Source organism: Croceibacterium segetis (genome assembly GCF_011320115.1).
In the GTDB taxonomy this organism is placed as follows: Bacteria; Pseudomonadota; Alphaproteobacteria; order Sphingomonadales; family Sphingomonadaceae; genus Croceibacterium_B; species Croceibacterium_B segetis.
The window spans coordinates 1-24,102 of record NZ_JAANOZ010000009.1 but is presented as its reverse complement, the minus strand read 5'-3'; the positions used below and the strand labels follow the sequence as shown (position 1 = coordinate 24,102).

The following is a 24,102-nucleotide window of genomic DNA, read 5'->3' as shown; positions in this document are numbered from 1 at the left end:
GGTCCTCTTCAAGTGTTTGATGTAGGACAGAAAACATGCCTCTGCCGCTCTTCGCCCGCCGTGCGCTCGTCCTTGCCGGACTGTGCCTGCCGGCGTTAGCCGGCGCGGCCGAGACCTGTCCGGGAGATCCTTCCATGGCTAACCAGGATCGCGGCACGACGACCATCATCCGCGGCGGCACCGGGAACACCGCGACGATCGTCCGCGGCGATCCCGACGGAACGATCCGGCTCGATCAGCACGGCAACGACAACGCCGCGCTCGCGGTCCAGTCCGGTAGCGGCGAGAAGCTGGCGATTTCGCAGTCGGGCGCGACGGCGAGCGCCGAGGTGAAGCAGGACGGCGCGTGCAACGACGCCGAGTTGACGCAGGCCGGCAACGGCAACGCCGCCACCGTGCACCAGAGCGGCAGCGGCAATCGCGCCGTGGTCCGCCAGGGCCCGCAGCTGGAGAATTGATGATGAAACGACTGATTGCGAGCGCGATCCTGGCGACCGTCCTGAGCATCGCGGCAGCAGCCCCGGCCCAGGCGGACACAGGCAAGGACACGCCTGGCGGACCGTGCACCGACGGTCCAGGCGTCGGCACCGGCAATCCGTGCAACGGCAATCACGGCAATCCCAGCCCCGAAGGCAACGCCCGCGAAAAGGTCGACTACGATCGCCACCCGGACCCGTTTACCATCACGCGCCCGGGCAACGATCGCGGGGCCTTCATCACCCAGATCGGCAACGCCGGCCTGGCGACGATCTCGCAGACCGCGAACACGCAGTATGCACGGATCGATCAGCGCAGCGGCGACGGCAACCGCGCCGTGGTGAGCCAGTCGGGGGAGGGCGCACACTATGCGCTGGTCGCCCAGGACGGCGGCGGCAACCAGCTCGATCTCACCCAATCCGGCCTCGGACCCGAGGTGGCGCTTTTGCAGCAGGCGGGCAACGGCAACGTCATGCTGTTCGACCAGCAGGGCGAGAGCGTCAGCAGCGGCGTTGCCGCGACACAGCTCGGCGACAACAACGCCATGACGCTCGCGCAGTCGGGCGACAACAACCAGGCGCGACTGGTGCAGGAGGGCTCGGGCAATGCGATGACCGCCACGCAAACCGGCGGCAACAACCAGTTGTCGTGGACCCAGGTGGGCGACAACCATACCGATCTCGCCATCAGCCAGTCGGGCGGCGATGCCGTCGCGGTGACGCAAAGCTGGTGATGCGCGCGGCCGCCCTTGCCGCCATGACGTTGCTGGCGGGCGTTTCCGTGCCTCTCTTGGCGCAGGCGGCGAGCGATCCGGCCCGGCTGGACGAATTCGCGATCTCGCTCCCCGAGAACGATCGGTCGCACGTGGATCAACTCGCACCCGGGGAGGATTCGCCGCAAGGCTCGCCCCAGCCGCGCGACCGGGCGACAGCGGCGTCGCAGCCGTCGGTCCCGCGGACAGCTGCGCTGCGGCAGATCTCCCCTGAAGACAGAACGCCCCAGCAGCCCCAGCTGAGCAAAGTCGGGGCCTCTCCGGATGAAACCCAGGCGGCGGTCTCGTCGACCGCCGACAGCCGCCCGCAAGGGGTGGCGCGTCTCGGCGGGCACGATCGATGCGATCCGCAACTGGCCAGGGAAGAACTCGAGCGCTGCCGGCGAATCCTTGAGCTGCGGGCGCAGGAATTCAACGCGCCCGCGCCGCCGCAACTCAGCGCCGAGCAGCAATTGCTCGCCGAGCAGCGCTCCGAAGACGAGCAAGCCGGCCGCTCGCCGGCCACGCGGCTGCGGCTCGCTTCGCGCGACACGCCCGACGCCGATCTGCAAAGCAACCAGGAGCTGGCCGCGCTCTATCTCGACAGACAGCAGGCCGCAGCGGCCGACGGCGCCCCGCCCGAAGACCAGCAGGCCGCCACTGGGGACGCATCCCTGGCGCAGATTCTCCAGGGGCTGCAGGTGCAGACTGGTGGCACCCCGCCGAGGCCCTGATACGACCGAGCGCTTTTCTTCGCCGCCTCTAACGCCTAGGTCGGCTCGCAAGATGGACGAAGGAACAAGCGTGGATAAGGATAAGCCGGGCGACGACGACCGCGAGTTGACGGTACGCAAATTCTACCGTGCCGAACAGGAAGCGGGCTTCGCCGAACGGGCGCCGACCGATACACCGCAGACGCGCCACCCGGCGTATCGCCTCGCCTTCGCCGATACCGATTTCCTGCTCCGCGAAGAGCTGCGCCCGGTGCGCTTTCAGCTCGAGCTGCTGAAGCCGGAGATGCTGCTCGACGAGGCCGGGGTGGGCTCGACCCTGGTGATGTACGGCTCGGCGCGCATTCCGCCGCCCGGTGCGGTCGAAACCGCGCTCGCCGGAGCCAAGGACTTGCCCGAATCCGAGCGCAAGGTCGTCGAGAGCCTGGCCGCCAAAGCCAAATACTACGCCGAGGCCTACCGCCTCGCGCGGATGGTCAGCGAGAAGTCGATCGTCGAGCATGGTGAACGGCAATTCGTGATCTGCTCCGGCGGCGGCCCGTCGATCATGGAAGCGGCCAACCTCGGCGCGAGTGACGCCGGGGCGGAATCGATCGGCCTCAACATCGTCCTGCCGCACGAGCAGGCGCCGAACCCTTATGTCACCCCGTATCTGTCGTTCCACTTCCACTACTTCGCTCTGCGCAAGATGCATTTCCTGCTGCGCGCGCGAGCGGTGGCGGTGTTTCCGGGCGGGTTCGGCACCTTCGATGAGTTCTTCGAGACGCTGACGTTGATCCAGACCGGCAAGATGAAGCCGATCCCGATCCTGCTGTTCGGCCGCGAGTTCTGGGACCGCGTGGTCAACTTCGAGGCACTGTGCGAGGAAGGCACGATCGCGCGACGCGACCTCGAGCTGTTTCAGTGGTGCGAGACAGCCGAAGACGCGTGGAAGCACATCGCCAGGTTCTACAAGATCAAGGATTAGCGTACCGCGTGGTGGCCCATCGGGCCGTGCCCGGAACCGAAGCCGGGGGCGCCTTTGAGGGCAGCCTGAAGGAAATCGATCCCTGCTTTCACCGCACCATTCAAAGGAAAGCCGTTGCCGAGACCGACGGCGATAGCACTCGACAGCGTGCAGCCCGTCCCGTGCGTGTGTTGCGTATCGATACGCTCATGCTCGAAAGTCCACTCGTTCCAATGGCCCTCAGTCGAACGCGAAAATAAAACGTCGAAAATGAGACCGTCAGTAGAGGCCACACGGCCATCGGAATACCTGATTGTGCCCCCGGGCCAATGCCCGCCCTTGGCAAGGACCGCTTGCGCGCCGAGCCGATCCACGAGCTCCTCCGCGGCCTCGGCCATTTGCCACTCCTGACCGGCTGAAGTTCCCGATAACGCTTCAAGCTCGGGCAGGTTTGGTGTTGTGACTGTTGCCAGCTTCATGATGCGCTTGAACGCCTTTACGGTGGCCTCGTCCGCCAAGATCGCACCGCTCGTCGCAACCATGACAGGATCAAACACCACCGGCAGGTGAAGGCCCTCGAGCCTCTCGGCCACGCAATGTCCAATTTCCGGCGAGCCGAGCATGCCGATCTTGATCGCGTCTGCCCCGATGTCCGACAGACAGGCGTCGATCTGGGCTACAACCATGTCCGCCGACAGCACCTCCACCGCCTGAACGCCCACCGAATTCTGCGCCGTAACCGCGGTGATCGCGGTCATCGCGTAGCCGCCGAGCATGGTGATGGTTTTGATATCTGCCTGGATCCCCGCGCCACCCGAGCTGTCGGAGCCGGCGATGGCGAGGACGCGGGGCGGAGGGATCATCGCTTGAACCGGCGCTGGGTGCTCGGCGGGTGCTTGTCGTGATGCCGTTTCGCCCGCGTGGGGCGGTCGACCAGCTCGCCGCCGCAGTTCGGGCACACGTCGTCGAGCGCTTCGGCGCAAGGGGCGCAGAAGGTGCATTCGAAGCTGCAGATGAACGCGCCCGCCGCTTCGGCCGGAAGGTCCGCACCGCAGCGTTCGCAATCGGGGCGCATTTCGAGCATTATGCCGCCGCCTTCTTAACCGCGTCACAGATCGAATCGACCACCCGCTCGACCTCGCCGGCGTCGTCGCCTTCGGCCATCACGCGGATCTTCGGCTCGGTGCCGGACTTGCGGATCACCAGGCGGCCGCGTCCGTCGAGCGCCCGCTCGCCCTCGGCGATGGCGGCTTTGACGGCAGCGTCGGCCAGCGGATCGCCATCGGCGTAAACGACATTTTTCAGCAGTTGCGGGACCGGCTCGAACAAGTGCAGCAGGTCGCTTGCCTTCTTGCCTGAACGGACCAGTTCGGCGAGCACTTGCAGCGCCGCGATCGTCCCGTCGCCGGTTGTCGCATGGTCGAGCAGGATCATGTGCCCAGACTGCTCCCCGCCGACGTTGTAGCCGCCGGCGCGCATCGCCTCGAGCACGTATCGATCGCCGACGCCGGTGCGCACCAGGTTCAACCCGAGGCCATCGAGATACCGCTCGAGCCCGAGGTTGCTCATCACCGTGGCGACCACGCCGCCGCCCTTGAGCTGCCCCGCCTCGGCCATCCGGGTCGCGATCAGCGCCATCAGCTGGTCGCCGTCGACGGTCTCGCCGTTCTCGTCGACGACGATCAGCCGGTCGGCATCGCCGTCGAGGGCAAGTCCGATGTCGGCGCCTTCCTCGAGCACTTTGGCCTTGACCGTCTCGAGCGCGGTCGAGCCGACCTTGTCGTTGATGTTAAGGCCGTTGGGCTCGACGCCGACGGCGAAGATCTGCGCGCCGAGCTCCCAGATCGCGGTCGGGGCGACCTGGTAGGCGGCGCCGTTGGCGCAATCGATCACGACCTTGAGGCCGTCGAAGCGGACTTCGTCGCCGACCGAGTTCTTGACCGCGTGGATGTAGCGCCCGCGAGAATCCTCGATCCGCCGCGCGCGGCCGACATCGCCGCCGGTCGCCAGCGGAATCTTCGAGCTCATCAACGCCTCGATCGCCTCCTCGTCCTCGTCGCTGAGCTTGAGTCCGTCGGGCCCGAACAGCTTGATGCCATTGTCGGGAAAGGCGTTGTGGCTGGCCGAGATCATCACGCCCAGATCGGCGCGCATCTCGCGGGTGAGCATGGCGATCGCCGGAGTCGGCAGCGGCCCGGTGAGGATCACGTCCATCCCGACGCTGGTGAAGCCGGCGACCAGCGCGGTTTCCATCATGTAGCCCGACAGGCGCGTGTCCTTGCCGATGATCACCCGATGCTTGTGGTCGCCGCGCAGGAAGTGGCGGCCCGCGGCCTGGCCGACCTTCATCGCCAGCTCCGGCGTCAGCACGCCGTCGTTGGCGCGCCCGCGGATGCCGTCGGTGCCGAAATACCTGCGTGCCATGCGAACCCCTTGAGTGCCGCGTCGCTGTAACTTGCCACCGGCCGATTGCGATTTACAGAGCGCGGCACTAGCTGCGTTCCGGCGCGTTGGCAAAACGAACGACCCAGACAACAGGAAGGACGGACCGATGGCTTTCGAACTCATGCCGCTGCCTTATGACCCCGAGGCGCTTCAACCGGCGGTCAGCGCGAAGACGCTGGGCTTTCATCACGGCAAGCACCACAAGGCCTATATCGACAAGACCAATGCGGCTGTCGAAGGCACCGACAACGCCGGCAAGAGCCTCGAAGAAGTGATCGCCGGCGCGCGCGGTTCCAACCAGGGCCTGTTCAACAACTCGGCGCAAAGCTGGAACCACGGCTTCTACTGGAATTCGCTCGCTCCCAGCGGCGGCACGCCCACGGGCGAGCTTGCGAGCAAGATCGATGCGGCGTTCGGCTCGCTCGATGAGCTCAAGGCAAAGCTGGTCGAGCGCGGGGTGGGCCACTTCTCGAACGGCTGGGTGTGGCTGGCCGACAACGGCGGCACGCTGTCGCTCGAGGAGACCCACGACGGCGACACCCTGGCCGACAGCGGCAAGAACCCGCTGCTGACCATCGACCTGTGGGAGCACGCCTACTACCTCGACTACCAGAACGTGCGGCCGGATTACCTGAAAGCGGTCCTCGACAACCATCTCAACTGGGACTTCGCCGCCGAGAACCTCGAGCGTGGCTCGGCCTGGAAATACCCGAGCTGAGAAGAATCAGGCCGAAGGGGCCGGGGCTTCGGCCACGACTTCTTCGGCCGTTTCCAGCGGATTGGCCGCGAACAGCGGCTCGCCGAAGATGAAGCCGATCAGGTTGGGCTTGCCGAGGTGGTCGACCAGGGCGGTCAGCGTCAGCAGGATCGGCACTGACAGCAGCGCCCCGGTGACGCCCCAGATCCACGTGAAGTAGCTCAGTGCGAGCAGGATCAGCACCGGATTCATCGTGAAGCGGGCGCCGAGGATCGACGGCGTGACGACGTTCGACTCGATCGCGTGCAGGCCGAGGTAGCACAGCGCCGGTATCGCCCCGACCAGCGGCGAGGTGTTCGTGCCAATGCCGAACAGCGCCAGCAGGCCGATCATCGTCAGCGGGCCGATATACGGCATGAAGTTGAGCAGCGCGGCGAGCCCGCCCCACATGATCGGCGCGTCGAGGCCGAGGCCCCAGGCGCCGAGCGCGACGATCACGCCGATGCCGAAATTAATCAACCCGACAGTGAGAATGTAGGCGGCAACGCGATCCTGCACGTCGCGGATCACCCGTGCGACCTTGAGGCTCGCGCCGACATGCTGGCGGTCGAGCAGCAGCCGCCGGCGCACGCGCACGCGCGCCTCGATCATGAAGAACGCCATCAGGAAGGTGAGCAGCACCTCGAGAACGACCGTCGGCGTTGCGAAAGCGACCTGCTCGAGCATCGACGGGCTGGCCAGGACGACCTCGCGCCGCCCGCCGTTGCCCGTGAGGTTGGTCAACTGGTGATTGAGCTGCGTCACCCAGCGAAAATTGTGCTGCAGATGGCTGAAGTGCTCGCCGATGCGGTCGATCATCGCCGGCACTTCGTCGTACATGCCGACCGCCGGACGCAGCACCGCGGTGAGGGCGAGCACTACGATGGCGAGGAATACGAGCAGCGAAACCAGCGAGGCGAGGACGTTCGGCAGCCCGCCCTGGGCCAGCCGGTCGGCCAGCGGCGAGAGCACGATCGTCAGCATCATCGCGGTCACGACCGGCAGAAACACGACGGCGCCGATCGACAGCACGAACGGCAATGCCAGGAACAGCCCGATGGCGAGCAGCAGCACGAGCGCCGAGATCAGCCGCAGTTCCTGCGCGGCGAAGGTCAGCGCGCGCCGGCGCGGCGGTGGATCGGCCGGCACCGCGATGTCCGCAATCTGGTCGGTCCCGTCGCCCATGGCCTGACTGTGCCGCGCCGGCGGGCGGCGATCAAGCCGCCTCACGAGCTTAGCCCCTAGCGGGTCGCTACCGACCGGCCGTTGCCGGCGGCGACCTCGTCGAGCTCCTCGAGGATTGCCCGGTGCGCCTGCGGATCGGACAGCGAACGCTCGGGAATGTGGCCGTCCTCGATCATCGCCGTCAGCGCCGCACGGGCGCGGCCGACGCGGCTCTTGATCGTGCCGACGGCGCAGCCGCAGATGCTGGCCGCCTCCTCGTAGGAAAACCCGCCGGCGCCGACCAGCAGCAGCGCCTCGCGCCGTTCGGGTGGCAGCGTCAGCAGTGCGCGGTGCATGTCGGACAGGTGGATCGGCTCCTCCTGCCCGGCGGGCGCGGTGAGCACCCGTTCGGCGACCGTCTCGTCATAGTCGCCGCGAAAGCGATTGCGGCGCATGTCGGTGAGGTAGGCGTTGCGCAAGATCACGAAAGTCCAGGCACGCATCGAGGTGCCGGGTTCGAAGCGGTCTTGCGCCGCCCAGGCTTTGAGGAGCGTTTCCTGGACCAGGTCGTCGGCCATGTCCGGTCGGCCGCACAGGCCGCGGGCAAAGGCGCGCAAATGGGGAACGACGTCGGTCAGCTCGCGCTTGAAGGCGCGCTTTTCATCGGGGCTGCGCTTGGGCAGCTCTGGCCGGGGCATGACCTTGCTCATCAGTCGGCCGCATCTAGCTTGTTGAGCAGCTCGGTGAAGGCATCGGGCAGCGGCTCGTCGACGACCGAATCATACAGCCGCTTGAGCCCCGCGGTCCATTCGGGATCGCGAGGCTTGGCACCGTCTTTGGGCACTGTGCCCGTCTTGTTCTTCTTGCCACCTGCCATGAAATGCAATTTCAGCCCCCGTGTATATAGTAAACGCGATGCAGCATCAGGCAGGGAACCTGTTGCATAGCTGCATCGCATGAACACCCGTCAAAGGTTAGTGTGGAACGAAAGCGGTCGCGTCCGGTTCCCGCAATCGACCGCGGACGGTTGGTTAATCCAATTTAGATTGGCTAGATGACTCGCCAGGGGGCGCCGTGATCGCAACGTTGCCGGGCAAGGGACGGAAAATTGCAGATAATGGCAACTCCGCGTAGCAGGACCAAGCGCTGGCTTGTTCGCTATCCGCGCGGCGTTCCGGTGGCGATCTTCGTGCTGAGTGCGGCGATCACCGCGCTCAGCGTCTATGCGGTCGAGCGCGGCGAGAATCAGCGCGCCGAGGCGCAGCTGCACAGCCAGGCCGACGCTGTCGCTTCCGCGCTCGAGCGCCGGTCCAACGCCAGCAGCGCCTACCTGCGTGCCGGCGCAGCGCTGCTCGCCACGCTCGACGAGGTTCCGGCGTCGCTCTTCCGGCGGTTCGTATCGGAACTGCGGCTCGACGCCGATTACCGCGGCGCCGAGGGCATCGGCTGGGCGAAGATTGTCCCGCGCGGCCAGGCTGCCGGTGTCAATGCGCTGCTGGCGGCGCAGGCGCCCGGACGCGTCTCGCTCCACCCGGCGCTCGCTCCGGCTCAGCCCTATGCGGTGCCGGTAATCTTCCTGCAGCCCGATACCGAGCGCAATCGGCGAGCGCTCGGCTTCGACATGTTTTCCGACCCCATCCGCCGGGCGGCGATGCTTGATGCCGAGCGCAACGCACGGCCGACGGCGAGCGGCAGGGTGGTGCTCGAGCAGGAAGGTGACGGGACCGCCCCGGGCTTCCTGATCTATATGCCGGTGTTCGGTACCGACGCGCGCGGCCGTCATCTCAAAGGCTTCATTTACAGCCCATTCAACGCCGAGGACTTCCTCGCCTCGGCGCTTGAACTCGATCGGCCGGGGGTGTTCGGCATCAGGTTGTACGATCGCCAAGCGACGCCCGGCAACCTGCTGGCGGAGATCAGCCTCAAAGGCCGGCTTGGCGAGACTTATACACTACCGGTGACCATCGCCAATCATCCCTGGGTGCTCGAAATCGAGGCGCCGCAGCCGACGACGCTTTCGGGCCTTTCGATGCTGATTCTGGTGTTCGGCCTGCTCGTCGCCAGCCTGCTGATGCTGGTGGTGCGGATGCTGACCCAGCAAGCCACCGAGGACGAAGCGGCGCTACACTGGTTCGAAGAGCAGGCGTCGATCCGCAACTCGCTCACGCGCGAGCTCAACCATCGAGTCAAGAACACGCTGGCCAACGTCCTGTCGATTATTGCCCTGACCCGGCGAAGGGCGAAGAACCTCGACGAGTTTGTTACGGGGCTCGACGGCCGCATTCGCGCCCTTTCCGCAACGCACGACCTGCTGACTCAATCGGACTGGGGTACGACCCAGATTCGCGCGGTGGTGGACGCCGAGCTGGCACCCTACCGCCAAACCGAAGAACACCGGATCGCGATCTCGGGACCTGACATTTCGCTGGCCCCGAACGACGCGCTTTCCCTTGGCCTCGCGATCCACGAGCTCGCGACGAACGCCGCGAAATACGGCGCGCTGACGCGATCCGGCGGTGAGGTTTCGATCGACTGGCGGTTGACCCCGTCAGGCCGCGTGCGCCTCGAATGGAAGGAACGCGGCGGGCCGCCGGTGAAGGAGACACGCGGGCGCGGTTTCGGGACCGACCTGATCGAGAAGATCGTCGCCAACGAGCTCGACAGCCCGGTCCAACTCGATTTCGACCCGGAAGGCGTCACCTGCGTGCTGACGATCCCGGTGCGCGAGCCGACCGCCTTCGCGATGCGCGCCCCGCGGCGCGGCGATGCGCCGGGGACGTGATCGTTTCGGCCGCTGGCGGGATCAGCCCAGCGGGCGGCTGGAGCCGAAGAACAGCGCCTGGCTGATCGCCGCACGGACGGTCGACTCCTGGAACGGCTTGGTGATCAGGTAAGTCGGCTCGGGTCGGTTTCCGGTCAGCAGCCGCTCCGGATAGGCGGTGATGAAGATCACCGGCATGCTGTCCATCTCGAGGATGTCGTCGACCGCGTCGAGACCCGACGAACCGTCAGCCAGTTGGATGTCGGCGAGCACCAGGCCGGGCGTCTGTTCGGCGGCGATCTGCTGGGCCTGCGTGCGGGTGGCCGCGGTGCCGCAGATGTCATGTCCGAGCGAGCGGACGAGGTCTTCGAGCTGCATCGAGATCAGCGGCTCGTCCTCGATGATCAGCACGCTGGTGGTGTTCTCGCGGTCGATTTCCTCGATCGCTTCCTGCACCAGCTGGGAGATGTCGCTCTCGTCGACATCCATGATTTGCGCCGCCTCGGCCGGTGTGAAGTCCTCGACCGTGGTCAGCAGCAGCGCCTGGCGATTGAGCGGAGTGATCCGCTTGAGCTGGTCCTGCGCCGCGGTTTCATGCGCGCCGCGGCCGTCCGTTTCCTCGGCCACCTCCATGTACGCGCTCGACCAGAGCTTGTTGAAAGCCGCATAGAGCGGCACCCGCCCGCCCTTCAGCGATTGGGCAAGATCGTCGTCGGCCAGCGCGGCTTCGAGCGTCGCCTTGACGAAGGCGTCGCCGGTCGATTGCGAGCCGGTGAGCGCGCGGGCGTAACGACGGAGGAATGGAAGATGTGCGGCAACTTCGGCGCCGATGGACATAGTACCCCTTCCCGAAAAGTCAGGCGTGTTAGAAACGCGCTCGATGGCCGCGGGTTCCACGGCCGCTTCGAGCGCTTGCATGGCCCCGCTGGTAGCGAGAAGCAGCCGCTTTAGCGATGCCCCGCGGGCCAAAAATTTTTTTCTGGCCGCGGGAACCGGCGCCCGTCCCGGACATTATCGCTATGTCACCGCCGAGACCCCCCCTCCCGTCCAAGCGGCCGGTGATACGATCCCGAAAGGCCTCCGCGCAATAGGCGCGGAGGCCTTTTTCTTTTGCAATCAAACGATTGAGCGCAGTCATTTGAGCGATTCGCCAAAGGGTTCAGCCGATCGCGCCGCGCCACCTGGCAAACAGGCCGCGCCGTTCCTCACCCATGAGCGCGGCGACAAGTTCGGTCGGATCGTAGGGCTTTTCGAACACCGGCCCCATTTCCGCGATTTCTTCCGGAATGTCCTGCGGCGCTCCCGTCGAGAAGATGATCCGCGGGCGGCGCGTGCCGAGCATGTCGACGAGTTCGGCGACGGCCCAGCCGTCATCGCGATCGGCAAGGTGGACGTCGATGACGATCGCGTCGGCGGGACCCTTCTCGAGCGCGGCCATCGTGCTTTCCATGCTCGGGCAGACGGCCACTTCCCCAGCGCCCGCCGCAAGCAGCGCATCCTCGAGGGCGAGCGCCAGGACCGGGTCGTCTTCGACTATCAGCACCCGGGCCAGTGCCGGATTGCCCTTCGCAGCTGACTTCTCGTTCATTGAAGAAAGTCCGGGACGCCGGCCGCGGGACTGCGCCGTCGCGAGCAAAAAACGTGGCGCGGGCGGTCGCGGTTCCCGCGCCTCGCGGCGCTCAAAGCGTCTTTTCGTAAATCACGTATTCCTTGTTGACGCGACTGCCGATTGCATCGGCGATCGCGATCATCCCCTTGTTGTCTTCGAGGATCCAGCCGATCTCGCCGCGCGTCGCGCCGTAGTTCTTGACCGCGCTGCGGCGGATGTATTCGATCATCATGAAGGCGAGTTGGCTGGCGAGGCGCGAGTTCTGGAACTCCTTCTTCACCCCCATCAGCGGCACGCGCATGGTGTTGCACTTGGGATTGCGCAGCCACAGCAACATCTTGACCCATCCGAACGGCAGCAGCTTGCCCCCGATCTCCTTGATCGGCTCGTTGGCGTTAGCCCAGGTAAGCATGAAGGCGACGGGCTTGCCGTCGAGTTCGGCCACCATGTTGAGATCCTCGCGGATCAACGGAGTCATCTTCTTGCCGCCGTATTCGGCTTCCTTGTCGGTGAACGGCACAAAGCCCCAGTTGTCCGACCACGCATCGTTCAGAATATCGATGACGATCGCGGCCTCGCGCGCGAAATGCTTGACCTCGACCGGACGAATCCTGATCCGCGGATTGTTTTCACCGGCGGCGACGATCCGCTGGATGAGCGGCGGGAACTCGCTGGTGATGTCGAGCTCGTAAGTGAACAGCTTCTTGGCGGGCGTATAGCCGGCGCCCTCGATCCATCCCTGATAGGCCGGATTGTGGTGCCCCATCATCACCGTCGGCGGATGATCGTGGCCCCTGACCAGCAAACCCGGCTCTTCCCAGACCGACATGCTGATCGGCGCCAGCACGCGGGACATGCCTTGTCCGCGCAGCCAGTCCTCGGCGGTCGCGATCAGGGCCTGAGCGGTTTCCTTGTCGGCAGCCTCGAGCAGGCCCCACTGGCCGGTACCGGGCCCGAAGCCCTTCTCGGCCGGCTGGGTTAGTGCCAGTTCGTCGATGTGGGCCGAGATGCGCCCGACCACCTGGTCGCCGCGGCGGGCGAGGAAGAATTGATGCCGGGCATGCTCGAAGAAGGGATTCTTCCCCGGGGTGAGCAGCTCGACGAGCTCGCTGCGCAGCTGCGGCACGAAATTGGGGTCGCCCTGGTTCAGCCGGTAATGGACGTCGACGAAGGCGTTGAGGTCGCGCTTGCCGGACACGGGGGCAACACTTACTTTGCTGGCGGACATGATCATCCCGGCGTTGTTCAGACGCGGTTAGCCCTGCGTGCGCTTGTTGCGCGATGTCAAGGCGAGGCTTACGAGCCAGGGCCATCGAAACGCACCGCCGGTGAAACTTGGAAAACTGATTTAGATGACCGCGATGCAATCACTGGACCCGGCCGCGCCGGACGTGCTGGCCGAACGGCGCGTCCATGCGGCGATCGCTGACGACAAGGCGATGTTGCGCGCCGCGGCCGAGCTAACGCGTGACATCGGCGCGGCGAGAGCGGGCATTTACTGGCCGGACATGCTCGGTTCGGCGGCAATCGGTTACGCCGCGCTTGCCGGCGCGATCCTGGCGCACGGCACCTGGCTGGCGCTCGCTTGCGGCCTGGTCGCGGTGCTGGCGCTCTATCGCGCGCTCCTGTTCATCCATGAGATTTCGCATCTCCATCGCAATGCGCTGCCGGGCTTCCGCACCGCCTGGAACGTGCTGGTGGGCGTTCCGCTGCTGACCCCATCGTTCATGTACGAAGGCGTGCACACGCTCCACCATGCGCGCACTCGCTACGGCACCGTCGACGATCCCGAGTACCTTCCGCTGGCCTTGATGAAGCCGTGGTCGCTGCCCGCGTTCGTCCTCATCGCCCTGCTAGCCCCGCCCGCACTGGTCTTGCGCTTCGCCATCCTCTCGCCGCTCGGCGCCGTCTTTCCGAAATTGCGGACTTTCGTGTGGGAGCGGTTTTCCGCGCTGGCGATCAATCCGGGGTTCCGGCGTCGCCCGGCCGACGAAGAAATGAAGCGCCGCTTCTTCTGGCAGGAGGTCGGGGCGAGTGCCTGGGCGATGGCGCTGGTGGTGAGCGTTTTCGTGTTTGGCTGGCACCCGCTGCTGGTCGCGCTGGCGGTCTTTTCGCTGGTCGCGCTGTTCAACCAGCTGCGCACGCTCGTGGCGCATTTGTGGGAGAACGAAGGCGAGGCGATGACGGTGACCGCGCAATACCTCGATTCCGTCAATGTGCCGCCGCCGGCGCCGCTGTCGGCGCTGTGGGCTCCCGTGGGACTGCGTTATCACGCGCTGCACCACCTGATGCCGAGCGTGCCCTATCATTCGCTCGGCGAGGCGCACCGCCGCCTGCGGGTCCATCTCGAGCCCGGCACGACTTTCTGGCAGGCGAACCACAAGGGCATGGCTCTGCTGCTGGTGCGCATCGCCCGCAGCACGATGATCCCTCGCTGACCGCACAGCGGCCCCCGCGCTCGTCGCGCGGAGGCCGCCAGGGTTCGCATCGGGGGATGCTTACTGAGTCGTGGTGGTCGTGCTGGTGGTCGTCCCACCGGCACCCGTGGTGGTATCCGTGGTCGTCGTCGTGGCGGTTGCGCCTTCGTCGACGGTGACGGTGTCCGCCGGAGCCGGCGTCGCATAGGTTTCGGTCGTCGCCACGGTGGTGTCGGTCGACGTGGCGGTGTCGTCGGCGTCGTTATCGCCGCAGGCGCTTAGGCCCAGCACGGCGGTCCCGGCCAGCGCGGCGAGGAAAAGCTTCTTCATTCCAGTACTCCTTCCATCGGGGCGTTGAGCGCGAGAACGCGCGCGGCTGTCGGCCCCCTTTCGCCGCAGCCACCGGCGAAAAAGACGCGCAGTCGCCCGGCCGGTTCCCGAAAAAGGCAAAAATGAGGCGAACCGAGTGCCGCTGCCGAGCGGCGCTGCGCCCGCTATTCTTCGGTACGAATCAACACCGTTTCGCCGACCAGCAGGAACAGCAGGAACGGTGCCCACGCCGCGAGCAGCGGCGGATAACCACCGAAGCTGCCCATGGCGAGCGCAGCGTTGTCGACCACGAAATAGGCGAAGCCGAGCGCCATCCCGATGACCGCACGAGCGAGCAGAAAGCCCGAGCGGGCAAGCCCGAAGCCGGCGACGGCGCCGAGCAACGGCATCAGGAACGCCGATAGCGGCCCGGAAATCTTGTGCCACCACTTGCCCTTGAGCTCGGCGGTGCGGCGGCCTTCCTTGTCGAGCGCCTTGATCGACCGCGACAGCTGCGGCAGCGGTTCGGAGTCGGCGGAGACCTTGCCAAGCGCCACCTGGTCCGGGCTCAGGTTGCGGGCGACTACCATCGGCGCGGCCGAGCGACTGGCCTCGGCGGTGCGCACGTCGAAGATCGTCGGAGCGGCGAGCCGCCAGCCGGGATTGGCCCAGGTGGCGCTGTCGCTGCGCAGCTCCCGCTGGATCATGCCCTTTGGATCGCGCTCGTAGAAAGTGACATTGCGCATCGTCGTATCCGGGCCCGAACCGCTTGCCGTCGCCGCCGCGAGAATATCATCGCCCGCCGCCAGGTAGAGATTGCTGCGCACGCCGCTGTCGCGCGGGATGGGACCGTAATCGACTGCCTGCCAGGCCGACAGCGTGGCGGTGGCGCGGGTCACCACGCGCTCGTTGAAGGCGAACGAGGTCAGCGAGACGATACCTGCGGCGAGCAGCAGCGGCGCGAGGATCTGGTGCGCCGAGAGTCCCGCGGCTTTCATCGCCACCACTTCGCTGTTCTGGTTGAACGTGGCGAGCGTGATGATCGTCGCCAGCAGTACCGAGTAGGGCAGGAAGCGCGCAATCAGCTGCGGCACGCGCAGTCCGACATAGCGCAGCAGCTCGCCCTCGCCGTTGCCGGGATAGGCGAGGATATCGGCGGTGGTGGTGAGCAGGTCGAGCATCATCAGCACCAGCACGAGCATCACCAGCACCGCCAGGATACGGCTGACGAACGTCCTCGCGAGGTACCAGGTCAGCGTCCGCGAGGGGAAGAAATCAAACAGCATCGGCGGCCCCCGCAGCGATGATCCCGCGCGCACGGTCGCGCCGCTGCCACAAGCGCTTCACTTGCTTGGCCAGCCGGGCGTAGGCGGTTTCCAGCGCACCGATCGCCTGGCCGCCGGGAACGTAGGCGACGCGGTAGAACATCCAAACGATGAGCAAGCTGAACAACGCGAATGGGCCCCACAGGGCGAGGTACGGGCTGACCTGGCCGAGTTCGGCGATCGATTGCCCGTACTGATTGACCTTGTGGTAGGCGACCACCAGCACGATCGAGACGAACACGCCGAGCGCCGAAGTCGAGCGCTTGGGCGGGATCGCCAGCGCCACCGCAAGCAACGGCAGCAGCAGCATCATGACTACCTCGACCATCCGGTAATTGAAATTGGCCTGGCTGCCGGTGCGCTCGGCCTTCGGGGTGGTGTCGTTCCAGCCCAGCTTGAGCAACTCGGGCAGGACGTATTCGCGGCTCTCGTTGCCGCGTTTCCGGAAGCGTTCGATGGCTGGCAGGTCGACCGGCAGGTCGTGTTGCGAGAAACTCAGCACCCGCGGCGCCTGCTTGGGGGTATCCTGCACGATCGTGCCGTTGATCAGGCGCAGGATGATGGTGTTGCGGTTTTCCTGGCTGGCGAGAAAGCGGCCCTCGCTGGCCGAGATCGCCAGCACCTGGCCCTTCTTGTCGGCGACGCGGGCGAAGATGCCCATCAGGCGCCGGCCGTCGTCCTCGCTCTTCTCGATGCGCAGCGCCATGCGGTCCTTGAGCGTGGTGAACTCGCCGACCTTGATCGACGCCCCGAGCGCGCCCGAGCGTAGCTCGTATTGCTGCTGCTCGTAAGCGTAGCGCGCGAGCGGTTGGAGATATCCGACGATAGCCAGGTTCACCGCCACCAGCACAAGCGCGATGAGATAGGGCACGCGCAGCAGGCGCACGTAGCTGAGGCCGACCGCGCGCATTACGTCGAGCTCGCTCGAGGTGGCGAGCTTGCGGAAGGCGAGCAGCACGCCGAGCAGTAACCCGAGCGGCACCGCCAGCCCGGCATATTCGGGGAACAGGTTGACGAGCATGCTGAACACCACCCCGACCGGTCCGCCCTCGGTCGAGACGAACTCGAACAGCTTGAGCATCTTGTCGAGGATCAGCAGCGAGGCGGCGATCAGGAACACCGCGAACATCGGCATCAGCACGAGGCGGAGGATGTAGCGATCGGTGGCAGTGAGGAATTTCAAGCGGGGTGTCGCGATCGATCGGCTGGGGAAGTCGAGCCTATAGTCCCGCATTCCGCGTTGGTCATGCCCGAATGCGCGAACTGGTGTTCGTTCAGGCCTTTTCGAGCGTGCACTGCAGCGGGTGCTGATTCTGGCGGGCGAAGTCCATCACCTGGTTCACCTTGGTCTCGGCGACTTCGTAGGGAAACACTCCGCACACCCCGACGCCCTTCTGGTGGACGTGAAGCATGACCCTGGTCGCCTGCTCGAGATCCATGCGGAAGAACCGCTTGAGGCACATCACGACGAATTCCATCGGCGTGTAGTCGTCGTTGAGCATAAGCACCTTGTACTGGCTCGGCTTCTTGGGCTTGGCGCGAGTGCGGGTCGCAAGGCCGACCTGGCCCTGCCCGTCGCGCACGCCGATTCCCGAATCGTCGTCCTCGCCCGCGGCGAACGGCGGGGTGGAGAGAGGATCGGGTAAGGCGTGAGTCCAGGTCATCGAACGCAGAATATCGTATCGCGCGGTCCCGCCGCAAGGTTGTCGCTCATGCAAACGGTTAACGCTCATCTGATTTCCCGGAATCGAAACGGGCCGGACGGAGTGAATCCGTCCGGCCCGTTCCTATGCCGGCAATGGGAGAGGAGAGATGCCGGCGGGAGTGCGAAAGGCCTCAGGCGGCCTTGGAAATCTTCTCGGCCGCGAGGCTGATGCGGCCCGAAATCGGCGCGAAGGCCTCGGTCGCGAGCTTGCTCACGGCGTCGGTGTTCTTCGAGCTGTAAGCGACCAGCGCGTCGAAGTTGCGACGGGCGAGCTTGGCTTGCAGCTGGAACAGCTCGGCCGGGCTCTTCACCGCGGCGAGTTCCTTGATGTCGGCGGTCATCGTCTCGAAAGCCGACTTGGCTTCCTCGGCATAGGTCTTGCCGAGGTCCTGGACGCCGGCGGCGTAGACCTTGGTGCTCTCGACGACGGCTTCGACGTTGCCCTTGGCGAACTCGGTCGCCTCGGCGGCCAACGCGGCGCTCTTGTCGAACGCGGCCTTGGCCTTGCTCTGCGCGTCGCTGATCACGTCGGTGAACGGCTTGGTGAAATCGGCGGTTTTGGCGGTAGCCATGATCTTTTCCTTCAATTCGGTAACTGTGAAACGGGGTGCACTCGCCGCGAGCGCCTTGGGCTTGGGAGCCGGGAGGCGGCGCGGCTTCGAAATCTTCCTGCTAACCTTGGCAACCGGCTTCTTGCTGGCCGGCTTGCTCGCTTTCCTGGCCGTGACCTTGCGGGCGGCGGGCTTGGACTTCGGCGCCTTCGCCGAAGCTGCGCCCCTCGCGGGTTGGTCGATCGCGACGGGCGCAGCCTCGACTTCGGCAATCTCGGACTTCACCGGCTTGGCCGCGGCCGCAGCGGCGGCGTAGGCCTGTTCGGCGCTTTTCACGGCGTTGTCGGGAGACTCGGCCATTGTCCTCGTACCTCGGTCTTGTTGCAGTGCACAAAATAACCCTCGCAAGTGCGAAGTCAAGGAGAAAATGGTGCAGTGCAACAAAAGCGCGTCAGCGCATCGCGACGTAGCGCCCGGGGGCGTCCTCGATCACCGAATCACCGCGTCCGCCCGGCTTGCGCTTCCCGCCGGCCTTGACCCGCGCGCCGTCGATCGATTCGAGCCATGCCAGCCAATCGGTCCACCAGCTCCCGGGGTGTTCCTCGGCCTTTGCTAGAAAGGCTTCCAACGAGTCCGCCAGCGAGTCGTTGGTCCAGTACTGGTATTTGCGCGCCGAGGGAGGGTTGACCACGCCGGCGATGTGCCCGCTGCCGGCGAGGACGAAGCGCATCGGCCCGGCAAGTTGCCCGGTCAGCCGCCACACGCTTTCGGGCGGAGCGATATGGTCCTCGCGCCCGGCCTGGATGTAGCTCGGCGTTTCGACCAGGTGCAGGTCGATCGGCGTACCGTCCGCCTGAAGTGCGTCGGGCTGGACCAGCTTGTTGTCGCGGTAGAGGTCGCGCAGGTAGCTCTCGTGCCACTTGGCCGGCAGGTTGGTCACGTCGCCGTTCCAGTACAGCAGGTCGAACGCCGGGTAGTCCTCGCCGAGCAGGTAGTAGTTGACCACGTAGTTCCAGATCAGGTCGGAGCCGCGCAGCATGTTGAACGTCGCCGCCATGTAGCGGCCGTCGAGGAAACCGCCCTGGCTCGCCTGGCGAATCAGCTCGAGCTGGGTGTCGTCGACGAAAAGCTTGAGGTCGCCGGCGCGCTCGAAATCGACTTGCGCGGTGAGGAAGGTGGCGCTCCGCACCTTGTCGGCCTCGCGGCGCCGGGCGAGGATCGCCAATGTGGCGGCGAGGGTGGTCCCGGCAACGCAGTAGCCGACCGCATGGACCGACGGCACCTTCAGCCGCTCGCGGATGTGATCGATCGCGTCGATTTCGGCGCGGACGTAGTCGTCCCAGGTCACGTCGGCGAGGCTTGCGTCGGCCGAGCGCCAGCTGACCATGAAGACCGTCAGGCCTTGGTCGACCGCCCACTTCACGAAGCTCTTCTTCGGGTTGAGATCGAGGATGTAGAAGCGGTTGATCCACGGCGGGAAGATCACCAGCGGTGTCTCCAGCACTTCGTCCGTTGCCGGCGAATACTGGATCAATTGGTAGAGCGGCGTCTCGTGGACCACCTTGCCCGGCGTGCAGGCGATGTTCTCGCCGAGCTTGAACGCGCTCGCGTCGGTATGCGTCAGCTGGCCCTTTTCGAGATCGGCGGTGAGCCGTTCGATGCCGCGGATCAGGTTGGCGCCGTGGGTCTCGAGCGTACGCTCGAGCACCACCGGGTTGGTCAGCGGGAAGTTCGCCGGGCTCATCGCGTCGAGCACGCTCTTGAGCGCGAAGCGCAGCTGCTCGCGCTCTTGCTCGCTGACCCCTTTCACGTCGTCGACCATCTCGCTCAGGCGCTCGGCGAACAGCAAATAGGTCTGGTGGATTAGCGCGAAGACCGGCTGCTCGCGCCAGGCCGGATCGGCGAAGCGGCGGTCCTTGCGCGGGAGGTCGGGCTCGGCCTTCGGTGGCGCGGCTGTGGTCTCGCCATGGGGGCCGACGCCGTATTGCTCGAGGATGTGCTGCCACAGCTCCATTCCCTCCTGCCATAGCTGCTGCTGGCGCTCGGGATCGAGCAGGGGGATCTGCTTGTACCAGGCCTGCATCAGCCCCATCCATTGCGCGGGGTCGGCGAGGAAGGGCGTCGGCGGCTCGGGCAGCTTGTCCTGGGCGTGGAACTCCGACCACATCGCCTGCAGGCGCTGCGCTGCCTCGCCCCATTCGGCGAGTGCGGCTTCGCTCGGCATGCTGGCGGTGACCATCTGCCGCGCCGCTTCGCTCTGCGCGCGCAGCATTTCGGTGAACAGGTCGGCGGTCTCGGTCTCGCTCATGCGCGCAACTTAGTGGCGCGGATTTACAGTTGCGAGCAATCAATTGCGCGATAGGGGCGATTCCGCCACAATCGGCGGTGACGCGGCAATCAGGCCGCGTGCCAAATGCAAGCTGAGGTCATGGATACCGAGTTCTACCGCATCAAGCGCCTGCCGCCCTATGTCATCGCCGAAGTCAACGCGATGCGGCACGCAGCACGCCAGGCGGGCAGGGACATCATCGACCTCGGCATGGGCAATCCGGACCTGCCGCCGCCGCAGCACGTGATCGACAAGCTGTGCGAGGTGGCGAGCAAGCCCGACGCCCACGGCTACTCGCAATCGAAGGGCATTCCAGGGCTGCGCAAGGCGCAGGCGAATTACTACGGCCGCCGTTTCGGCGTCGAGCTCGATCCCGAACGCGAGGTGGTCGTGACGATGGGCTCGAAGGAAGGGCTCGCCAGCCTCGCCACGGCGATCACCGCGCCTGGCGACGTGGTCCTGGCGCCCAATCCGAGCTATCCGATCCACACCTTCGGCTTCATGGTCGCCGGTGCGACGATCCGGGCTGTGCCGACGACGCCGGATGCGGAGTACTGGGAATCGCTCGACCGGGCGATGAAGTTCACCGTTCCGCGGCCGAGTGTGCTGGTGGTCAATTTCCCGTCGAATCCCACCGCCGAGGTGGTTGATTTGGCTTTCTACGAAAAGCTCGTCGCCTGGGCGAAAGAGAACAAGATTTGGGTCATTTCCGACCTGGCCTACTCGGAGCTCTACTTCGACGGCAAGCCGACCCCCTCGATCCTCCAGGTGCCCGGCGCGAAGGATGTCGCGGTCGAGTTCACCAGCCTCTCCAAGACCTTCTCGATGGCCGGCTGGCGGATCGGCTTCTGTGTCGGCAATCGCGACCTGATCTCGGCGCTGACGCGGGTGAAGTCGTACCTCGATTACGGCGCGTTCACGCCGATCCAGGCCGCCGCGTGCGCCGCGCTCAACGGCCCGCAGGACATCGTCGACCGCAACCGCGAGCTGTACCAGAAGCGCCGCGACGTGATGGTCGAGGCCTTTGGCCGCGCCGGATGGGACATTCCGCCGCCGCCGGCCTCGATGTTCGCCTGGGTGCCGCTCCCGCCTTCGCTCAAGCACATGGGCAGCCTCGAGTTCGCCAAGCAGCTGCTGACCCACGCCGAAGTGGCCGTCGCTCCGGGAGTCGGCTTCGGCGAGCAGGGCGAAGGCTTCGTGCGCATCGCCATGGTCGAGAACGAGCAGCGCTTGCGCCAGGCGGCGCGCAACGTGAAGCGCTACCTCCAGCAGATGGGCGTCAACACCACCGCCGCCTGAACTTGGGTTAGCGGCCCGCCTGTCCCCGGGGGCCGCCTTGGGTCCAGATCGGGCTATTCGGCGCTTGCGCACGCCACGTTAACCTGTTGCGGTGTCTGGTCCGGGATGGGCGCACGGAGGGTGGTCGTGACAACCTTTGGATGGGTCGCGGGGATGCGCGATCCGCCATGGCAGTGGGATTTGCGGCGGCTGGGCTGGAGCCTTTGCGGCGGGCGCGGCGGATTGCGAGCCGAATGTCGCCACGTGCTCCTCGCCGATGCTCGCGAGCTCTCGCACGCTGAGAGGGAAGGCATGGCCGAGGCCGACCGGCCGGCCTGGCGCCTGCTGATGCTCGGCATCGAGGAGCCTGCCGAACGTGCCGCGCTGCTGACGCTTGGCTGTGCCGAGGCGCTCCCGGCGACGGTCGGGCTGCGCGAGCTCGAAGCGCGCGCCCACCGGGTCGACGAGATGTTCGGCATGCTGCCGCGCTGGCGCAGCCTCGGGCCGCTGACGCTCGATCTGTTCCACCGCGACGCCCGCCGCGGCGGGCGCTGGCTGGCGCTGCACCCGCGCGAGTTCGGGGTGCTCTGGCGGCTGGCCGATAACGCCGGCCAGCGCGTGACCCGCGTCCAGCTGCTGCGCGATGTCTGGCGGCTCAATCACGAGCCCGAGACCAACAGCGTCGAGGTCCATATCTCGCGGCTGCGCAGCAAGCTGGCGGAGTTCGGTTGCGAGGGACTCGTCGCGACCGACCCGCGTGGCGGCTATCGTCTTTACGCCGACCGGATGTTCCTCCTCGACGATGCGGTTGCCGAAGAGGACGCGCTCGACGCCTATCTGCGCCGGAATGCCCTGTGGCAGGCGGAGGCGGAGCTCGAGGACGGATAAGCGCTGGCGCGATACGGAACAGCGCGTTACCTCTCGGACAAAGACAACAAGCGAGAGGATGACCATGGCCGGCGAAGCGGAATCCCGCATGCTCGACGTAACCGCGTTCTTCGAGAACGCCGGTGTGACCCGGTTCCACGTCTGGCTGCTGGTGATCTCCTCGTTCGTCACCCTGTTCGACGGGCTCGACTTTTCGCTGATCTCCTTCACGTTGCCGTACTTGCGCGACGAGCTGCACCTGACGGACGCGATGATGGGCCTCGTCACATCGGCGGCGTTTCTCGGTCAGATGATCGGCTCGCTCGCCGGGTCGTACATCGCCGATCTCTACGGCCGCCGTCCGGTGATCATCTGGTGCACGCTTCTCGGCGCCGCGTTCACCTTCGTGACCGGGTTCGCCGCCAGCGCCGAGATGATCATCGGCCTACGCTTCCTCGGTGGGCTGGCGATCGGCGGGCTGCTCGCGCCGGCCTGGTCGCTCAATATCGAGTGCATGCCTTCGGGCAAGAAGGCGACCGCGGTGACGATCATCATGCTTGGCTTCAGCATCGGCGGCGCCGCGGCGGGACAGGTGACCAACCTGCTCGCGCCAGACTACGGTTGGCAATGGGTGTTCTTCGCCTGCGGCGCCGGGACGATGGCGTTGGCGCTGATCCTGCTCTTCACGCTGCCTGAATCCGCCCGCTGGATGGTCGCCAAGGGCAAGCCGGCGCCGCTGATCAGCAAAGCGCTCAGCCGTTTCGATCCCGCCGCGGCCGACATCCCCTACACCGGCTTCACCCTGCCCGACGAGCGCAAGACCCGGGGCGAATCCCCCTGGGCCAAGACGGCGGACCTGTTCCGCGGCGCGCTCGCGTTCATCACCCCGGTGATCTGGTTCACCTACTTCTTCTCGTCGTTCGCGATCTATATGCGGGTCAGCTTCAGCGTCATCTTTCTCGAAATGCTCGGCGTCGATCGAATCGAGGGGACGAACATCGGTTCGGCCGGCGGGCTCATCGGTGCGGTCGGCGGGGTACTGCTGCTGGCCGTCACGGAAAAGCGCGGTCCGCTGTGGATCGCGCTCGCGCCGCTGCTCGGCGTTCCGGCGATGCTGGCGGTCGGCTGGGGTCTCACCGGCGGCCCCTGGTTCATCCCGATCATCGTCTTCGGAACGATCATGGTCGGCATCGGCCACGCGGCGGTGATTTCGATGACGACCATCTACTACCCGAGCGCGATCCGCTCGACCGGCGGCGGCTGGGCCAGCTTCGTCGCCAAGTTCGCCGCCGTCGCTGCGCCCATCGTCGGCGCGGCGTGGTTCATCCATGACCGCGACGCGGTGCTGAACGGCTATTCTTTCACCGGCTACTGCCTCGCCGGCGTGGCCATCGGCGTGGTGGCGCTCGCGGTCTACGCCAAGCGGCTCCACGCCGAGCGCGCGCTCGAAGCCGCGACCGCCTGAGGAGCTCACAATGACCCTGCGCAGCCTCGCCGCGAATTCCCGCAGCCGCCGCGCCAACTGGCGCGCGCTCGGCCTCAGCCTGGAGGACATGGAGAAGCCGAAGATCGCCGTGGTCAACTCGTCGAGCGAGCTGGCGATCTGCTATGCTCACCTCGACGGCATCGCCAGGATCGTGAAGGAAGAAATCCGCGCCGCCGGCGGCGTGCCGTTCGAGGTGCGCAGCGCCGCGCCGAGCG

At 66.1% G+C, this 24,102-nt stretch carries 26 protein-coding genes; 11 read left to right on the top strand and 15 right to left on the bottom strand.

What is annotated here, in order from left to right:
- Window positions 1-35: 35 nt before the first annotated feature.
- The 4 genes from G7B69_RS11225 (at window position 36) to G7B69_RS11210 (ending at window position 2,926) form a co-directional block, all read left to right on the top strand.
- A complete protein-coding gene (locus tag G7B69_RS11225; protein ID WP_166179492.1) occupies window positions 36-458 on the top strand; it encodes a hypothetical protein in 423 nt (140 codons plus the stop codon).
- A gap of 2 nt (window positions 459-460) precedes the next feature.
- Complete coding sequence (locus G7B69_RS11220; protein ID WP_166179260.1) at window positions 461-1,210, top strand: hypothetical protein; 750 nt, start codon at window positions 461-463, stop codon at window positions 1,208-1,210.
- Window positions 1,210-1,962: a hypothetical protein gene (locus G7B69_RS11215; RefSeq protein WP_166179258.1), complete on the top strand. Its 753-nt coding sequence runs from the start codon at window positions 1,210-1,212 to the stop codon at window positions 1,960-1,962. The genes G7B69_RS11220 and G7B69_RS11215 overlap by 1 nt, the downstream gene beginning before the upstream one ends.
- 70 nt (window positions 1,963-2,032) lie before the next feature.
- On the top strand, window positions 2,033-2,926 hold the full coding sequence (locus G7B69_RS11210; RefSeq protein WP_243415141.1) for an LOG family protein: 894 nt from the start codon (window positions 2,033-2,035) through the stop codon (window positions 2,924-2,926).
- Here G7B69_RS11210 and thiD read toward each other — a convergent pair.
- From thiD to glmM, 3 genes are read right to left on the bottom strand one after another with little or no spacing between them, the layout of a single operon-like run.
- Window positions 2,923-3,768 (bottom strand): bifunctional hydroxymethylpyrimidine kinase/phosphomethylpyrimidine kinase, encoded by an 846-nt coding sequence (gene thiD / locus G7B69_RS11205; RefSeq protein ID WP_166179254.1) that lies wholly within the window; start codon window positions 3,766-3,768, stop codon window positions 2,923-2,925. The two genes, G7B69_RS11210 and thiD, sit on opposite strands and share 4 nt — an antisense overlap.
- A complete protein-coding gene (locus G7B69_RS11200) occupies window positions 3,765-3,989 on the bottom strand; it encodes a DUF1272 domain-containing protein (protein WP_166179252.1) in 225 nt (74 codons plus the stop codon). Before G7B69_RS11200 ends, thiD begins: the two co-directional genes overlap by 4 nt.
- The gene (gene glmM, locus G7B69_RS11195; protein ID WP_166179250.1) at window positions 3,989-5,329 is read right to left on the bottom strand and encodes a phosphoglucosamine mutase; all 1,341 of its coding nucleotides are present in this window, start codon (window positions 5,327-5,329) and stop codon (window positions 3,989-3,991) included. The genes G7B69_RS11200 and glmM overlap by 1 nt, the downstream gene beginning before the upstream one ends.
- 127 nt (window positions 5,330-5,456) lie before the next feature.
- Here glmM and G7B69_RS11190 point away from each other — a divergent pair, with 127 nt between their 5' ends.
- The gene (locus G7B69_RS11190) at window positions 5,457-6,068 is read left to right on the top strand and encodes a superoxide dismutase (RefSeq protein WP_166179248.1); all 612 of its coding nucleotides are present in this window, start codon (window positions 5,457-5,459) and stop codon (window positions 6,066-6,068) included.
- Between the two features lie 6 nt (window positions 6,069-6,074).
- Here the strand turns inward: G7B69_RS11190 and G7B69_RS11185 are convergent, their stop codons facing one another.
- Genes G7B69_RS11185 through G7B69_RS11175 form a run of 3 tightly spaced genes read right to left on the bottom strand, consistent with a single transcriptional unit; the run spans window position 6,075 to window position 8,094 of the window.
- Window positions 6,075-7,271, bottom strand: coding sequence for an AI-2E family transporter (locus G7B69_RS11185; RefSeq protein ID WP_166179246.1), 1,197 nt, complete (start codon window positions 7,269-7,271; stop codon window positions 6,075-6,077).
- A 56-nt stretch (window positions 7,272-7,327) separates the two neighbouring features.
- Window positions 7,328-7,960: a sigma-70 family RNA polymerase sigma factor gene (locus G7B69_RS11180; protein ID WP_243415140.1), complete on the bottom strand. Its 633-nt coding sequence runs from the start codon at window positions 7,958-7,960 to the stop codon at window positions 7,328-7,330.
- Window positions 7,960-8,094, bottom strand: a complete 135-nt coding sequence (locus G7B69_RS11175; protein WP_243415139.1) for a NepR family anti-sigma factor — start codon at window positions 8,092-8,094, stop codon at window positions 7,960-7,962. The genes G7B69_RS11180 and G7B69_RS11175 overlap by 1 nt, the downstream gene beginning before the upstream one ends.
- Window positions 8,095-8,367: 273 nt before the next feature.
- On the opposite strand from G7B69_RS11175, the gene G7B69_RS11170 reads away from it, so the two are divergent.
- Window positions 8,368-10,032 carry a CHASE domain-containing protein gene (locus tag G7B69_RS11170; protein WP_166179242.1) on the top strand — a complete coding sequence of 555 codons (1,665 nt, stop codon included), beginning with the start codon at window positions 8,368-8,370 and terminating at the stop codon, window positions 10,030-10,032.
- A gap of 21 nt (window positions 10,033-10,053) precedes the next feature.
- Here the strand turns inward: G7B69_RS11170 and G7B69_RS11165 are convergent, their stop codons facing one another.
- The 3 genes from G7B69_RS11165 to G7B69_RS11155 all read right to left on the bottom strand — a co-directional run bounded on the left by G7B69_RS11165 (window position 10,054) and on the right by G7B69_RS11155 (window position 12,848).
- On the bottom strand, window positions 10,054-10,848 hold the full coding sequence (locus G7B69_RS11165; protein WP_166179240.1) for a response regulator: 795 nt from the start codon (window positions 10,846-10,848) through the stop codon (window positions 10,054-10,056).
- Window positions 10,849-11,170: 322 nt separating this feature from the next.
- The gene (locus tag G7B69_RS11160) at window positions 11,171-11,599 is read right to left on the bottom strand and encodes a response regulator (RefSeq protein ID WP_166179238.1); all 429 of its coding nucleotides are present in this window, start codon (window positions 11,597-11,599) and stop codon (window positions 11,171-11,173) included.
- Window positions 11,600-11,690: 91 nt separating this feature from the next.
- Window positions 11,691-12,848: an N-acetyltransferase gene (locus G7B69_RS11155; RefSeq protein WP_166179236.1), complete on the bottom strand. Its 1,158-nt coding sequence runs from the start codon at window positions 12,846-12,848 to the stop codon at window positions 11,691-11,693.
- 124 nt (window positions 12,849-12,972) lie between these two features.
- Here G7B69_RS11155 and G7B69_RS11150 point away from each other — a divergent pair, with 124 nt between their 5' ends.
- A complete protein-coding gene (locus G7B69_RS11150; RefSeq protein WP_166179234.1) occupies window positions 12,973-14,058 on the top strand; it encodes a fatty acid desaturase family protein in 1,086 nt (361 codons plus the stop codon).
- Between the two features lie 60 nt (window positions 14,059-14,118).
- Here G7B69_RS11150 and G7B69_RS11145 read toward each other — a convergent pair whose 3' ends face one another.
- The 6 genes from G7B69_RS11145 to G7B69_RS11120 form a co-directional block, all read right to left on the bottom strand.
- Window positions 14,119-14,367: a hypothetical protein gene (locus G7B69_RS11145; protein WP_166179232.1), complete on the bottom strand. Its 249-nt coding sequence runs from the start codon at window positions 14,365-14,367 to the stop codon at window positions 14,119-14,121.
- Window positions 14,368-14,531: 164 nt separating this feature from the next.
- A complete protein-coding gene (lptG, locus tag G7B69_RS11140; protein ID WP_166179230.1) occupies window positions 14,532-15,632 on the bottom strand; it encodes an LPS export ABC transporter permease LptG in 1,101 nt (366 codons plus the stop codon).
- Complete coding sequence (locus tag G7B69_RS11135) at window positions 15,622-16,854, bottom strand: LptF/LptG family permease (protein ID WP_166179228.1); 1,233 nt, start codon at window positions 16,852-16,854, stop codon at window positions 15,622-15,624. The genes lptG and G7B69_RS11135 overlap by 11 nt, the downstream gene beginning before the upstream one ends.
- Window positions 16,855-16,945: 91 nt before the next feature.
- Window positions 16,946-17,335, bottom strand: coding sequence for an ATP-dependent Clp protease adapter ClpS (gene clpS, locus G7B69_RS11130; RefSeq protein WP_243415138.1), 390 nt, complete (start codon window positions 17,333-17,335; stop codon window positions 16,946-16,948).
- 172 nt (window positions 17,336-17,507) lie between these two features.
- A complete protein-coding gene (locus tag G7B69_RS11125; RefSeq protein ID WP_166179226.1) occupies window positions 17,508-18,287 on the bottom strand; it encodes a phasin family protein in 780 nt (259 codons plus the stop codon).
- Between the two features lie 91 nt (window positions 18,288-18,378).
- Window positions 18,379-20,235 (bottom strand): PHA/PHB synthase family protein, encoded by a 1,857-nt coding sequence (locus tag G7B69_RS11120; RefSeq protein WP_243415137.1) that lies wholly within the window; start codon window positions 20,233-20,235, stop codon window positions 18,379-18,381.
- Window positions 20,236-20,355: 120 nt separating this feature from the next.
- Here G7B69_RS11120 and G7B69_RS11115 point away from each other — a divergent pair, with 120 nt between their 5' ends.
- The 4 genes from G7B69_RS11115 to G7B69_RS11100 form a co-directional block, all read left to right on the top strand.
- The gene (locus tag G7B69_RS11115; RefSeq protein ID WP_166179484.1) at window positions 20,356-21,555 is read left to right on the top strand and encodes an LL-diaminopimelate aminotransferase; all 1,200 of its coding nucleotides are present in this window, start codon (window positions 20,356-20,358) and stop codon (window positions 21,553-21,555) included.
- Window positions 21,556-21,681: 126 nt separating this feature from the next.
- Window positions 21,682-22,422: a winged helix-turn-helix transcriptional regulator gene (locus G7B69_RS16840; RefSeq protein WP_243415136.1), complete on the top strand. Its 741-nt coding sequence runs from the start codon at window positions 21,682-21,684 to the stop codon at window positions 22,420-22,422.
- Between the two features lie 64 nt (window positions 22,423-22,486).
- Window positions 22,487-23,866 carry an MFS transporter gene (locus G7B69_RS11105; RefSeq protein WP_166179224.1) on the top strand — a complete coding sequence of 460 codons (1,380 nt, stop codon included), beginning with the start codon at window positions 22,487-22,489 and terminating at the stop codon, window positions 23,864-23,866.
- Window positions 23,867-23,876: 10 nt separating this feature from the next.
- The coding region (locus G7B69_RS11100; RefSeq protein ID WP_243415135.1) for a dihydroxy-acid dehydratase domain-containing protein at window positions 23,877-24,102 on the top strand (226 nt) is incomplete at its 3' end.

Excerpts from the sequence above, each read along its gene's own strand:
- G7B69_RS11120 (WP_243415137.1), bottom strand. The coding sequence starts at position 20,235 with ATGAGCGAGACCGAGACCGCCGACCTGTTCACCGAAATGCTGCGCGCG.
- G7B69_RS11215 (WP_166179258.1), top strand. The coding sequence starts at position 1,210 with ATGCGCGCGGCCGCCCTTGCCGCCATGACGTTGCTGGCGGGCGTTTCC.
- lptG (WP_166179230.1), bottom strand. The coding sequence starts at position 15,632 with ATGCTGTTTGATTTCTTCCCCTCGCGGACGCTGACCTGGTACCTCGCG.
- G7B69_RS11220 (WP_166179260.1), top strand. The coding sequence starts at position 461 with ATGAAACGACTGATTGCGAGCGCGATCCTGGCGACCGTCCTGAGCATC.
- G7B69_RS11200 (WP_166179252.1), bottom strand. The coding sequence starts at position 3,989 with ATGCTCGAAATGCGCCCCGATTGCGAACGCTGCGGTGCGGACCTTCCG.
- G7B69_RS11185 (WP_166179246.1), bottom strand. The coding sequence starts at position 7,271 with ATGGGCGACGGGACCGACCAGATTGCGGACATCGCGGTGCCGGCCGAT.
- G7B69_RS11180 (WP_243415140.1), bottom strand. The coding sequence starts at position 7,960 with ATGAGCAAGGTCATGCCCCGGCCAGAGCTGCCCAAGCGCAGCCCCGAT.
- G7B69_RS11150 (WP_166179234.1), top strand. The coding sequence starts at position 12,973 with ATGACCGCGATGCAATCACTGGACCCGGCCGCGCCGGACGTGCTGGCC.
- G7B69_RS11160 (WP_166179238.1), bottom strand. The coding sequence starts at position 11,599 with ATGAACGAGAAGTCAGCTGCGAAGGGCAATCCGGCACTGGCCCGGGTG.
- G7B69_RS11105 (WP_166179224.1), top strand. The coding sequence starts at position 22,487 with ATGGCCGGCGAAGCGGAATCCCGCATGCTCGACGTAACCGCGTTCTTC.
- G7B69_RS11115 (WP_166179484.1), top strand. The coding sequence starts at position 20,356 with ATGGATACCGAGTTCTACCGCATCAAGCGCCTGCCGCCCTATGTCATC.
- G7B69_RS11225 (WP_166179492.1), top strand. The coding sequence starts at position 36 with ATGCCTCTGCCGCTCTTCGCCCGCCGTGCGCTCGTCCTTGCCGGACTG.
- G7B69_RS11125 (WP_166179226.1), bottom strand. The coding sequence starts at position 18,287 with ATGGCCGAGTCTCCCGACAACGCCGTGAAAAGCGCCGAACAGGCCTAC.
- G7B69_RS11170 (WP_166179242.1), top strand. The coding sequence starts at position 8,368 with ATGGCAACTCCGCGTAGCAGGACCAAGCGCTGGCTTGTTCGCTATCCG.
- thiD (WP_166179254.1), bottom strand. The coding sequence starts at position 3,768 with ATGATCCCTCCGCCCCGCGTCCTCGCCATCGCCGGCTCCGACAGCTCG.
- G7B69_RS11145 (WP_166179232.1), bottom strand. The coding sequence starts at position 14,367 with ATGAAGAAGCTTTTCCTCGCCGCGCTGGCCGGGACCGCCGTGCTGGGC.
- G7B69_RS11190 (WP_166179248.1), top strand. The coding sequence starts at position 5,457 with ATGGCTTTCGAACTCATGCCGCTGCCTTATGACCCCGAGGCGCTTCAA.
- clpS (WP_243415138.1), bottom strand. The coding sequence starts at position 17,335 with ATGACCTGGACTCACGCCTTACCCGATCCTCTCTCCACCCCGCCGTTC.
- G7B69_RS11165 (WP_166179240.1), bottom strand. The coding sequence starts at position 10,848 with ATGTCCATCGGCGCCGAAGTTGCCGCACATCTTCCATTCCTCCGTCGT.
- glmM (WP_166179250.1), bottom strand. The coding sequence starts at position 5,329 with ATGGCACGCAGGTATTTCGGCACCGACGGCATCCGCGGGCGCGCCAAC.
- G7B69_RS11155 (WP_166179236.1), bottom strand. The coding sequence starts at position 12,848 with ATGTCCGCCAGCAAAGTAAGTGTTGCCCCCGTGTCCGGCAAGCGCGAC.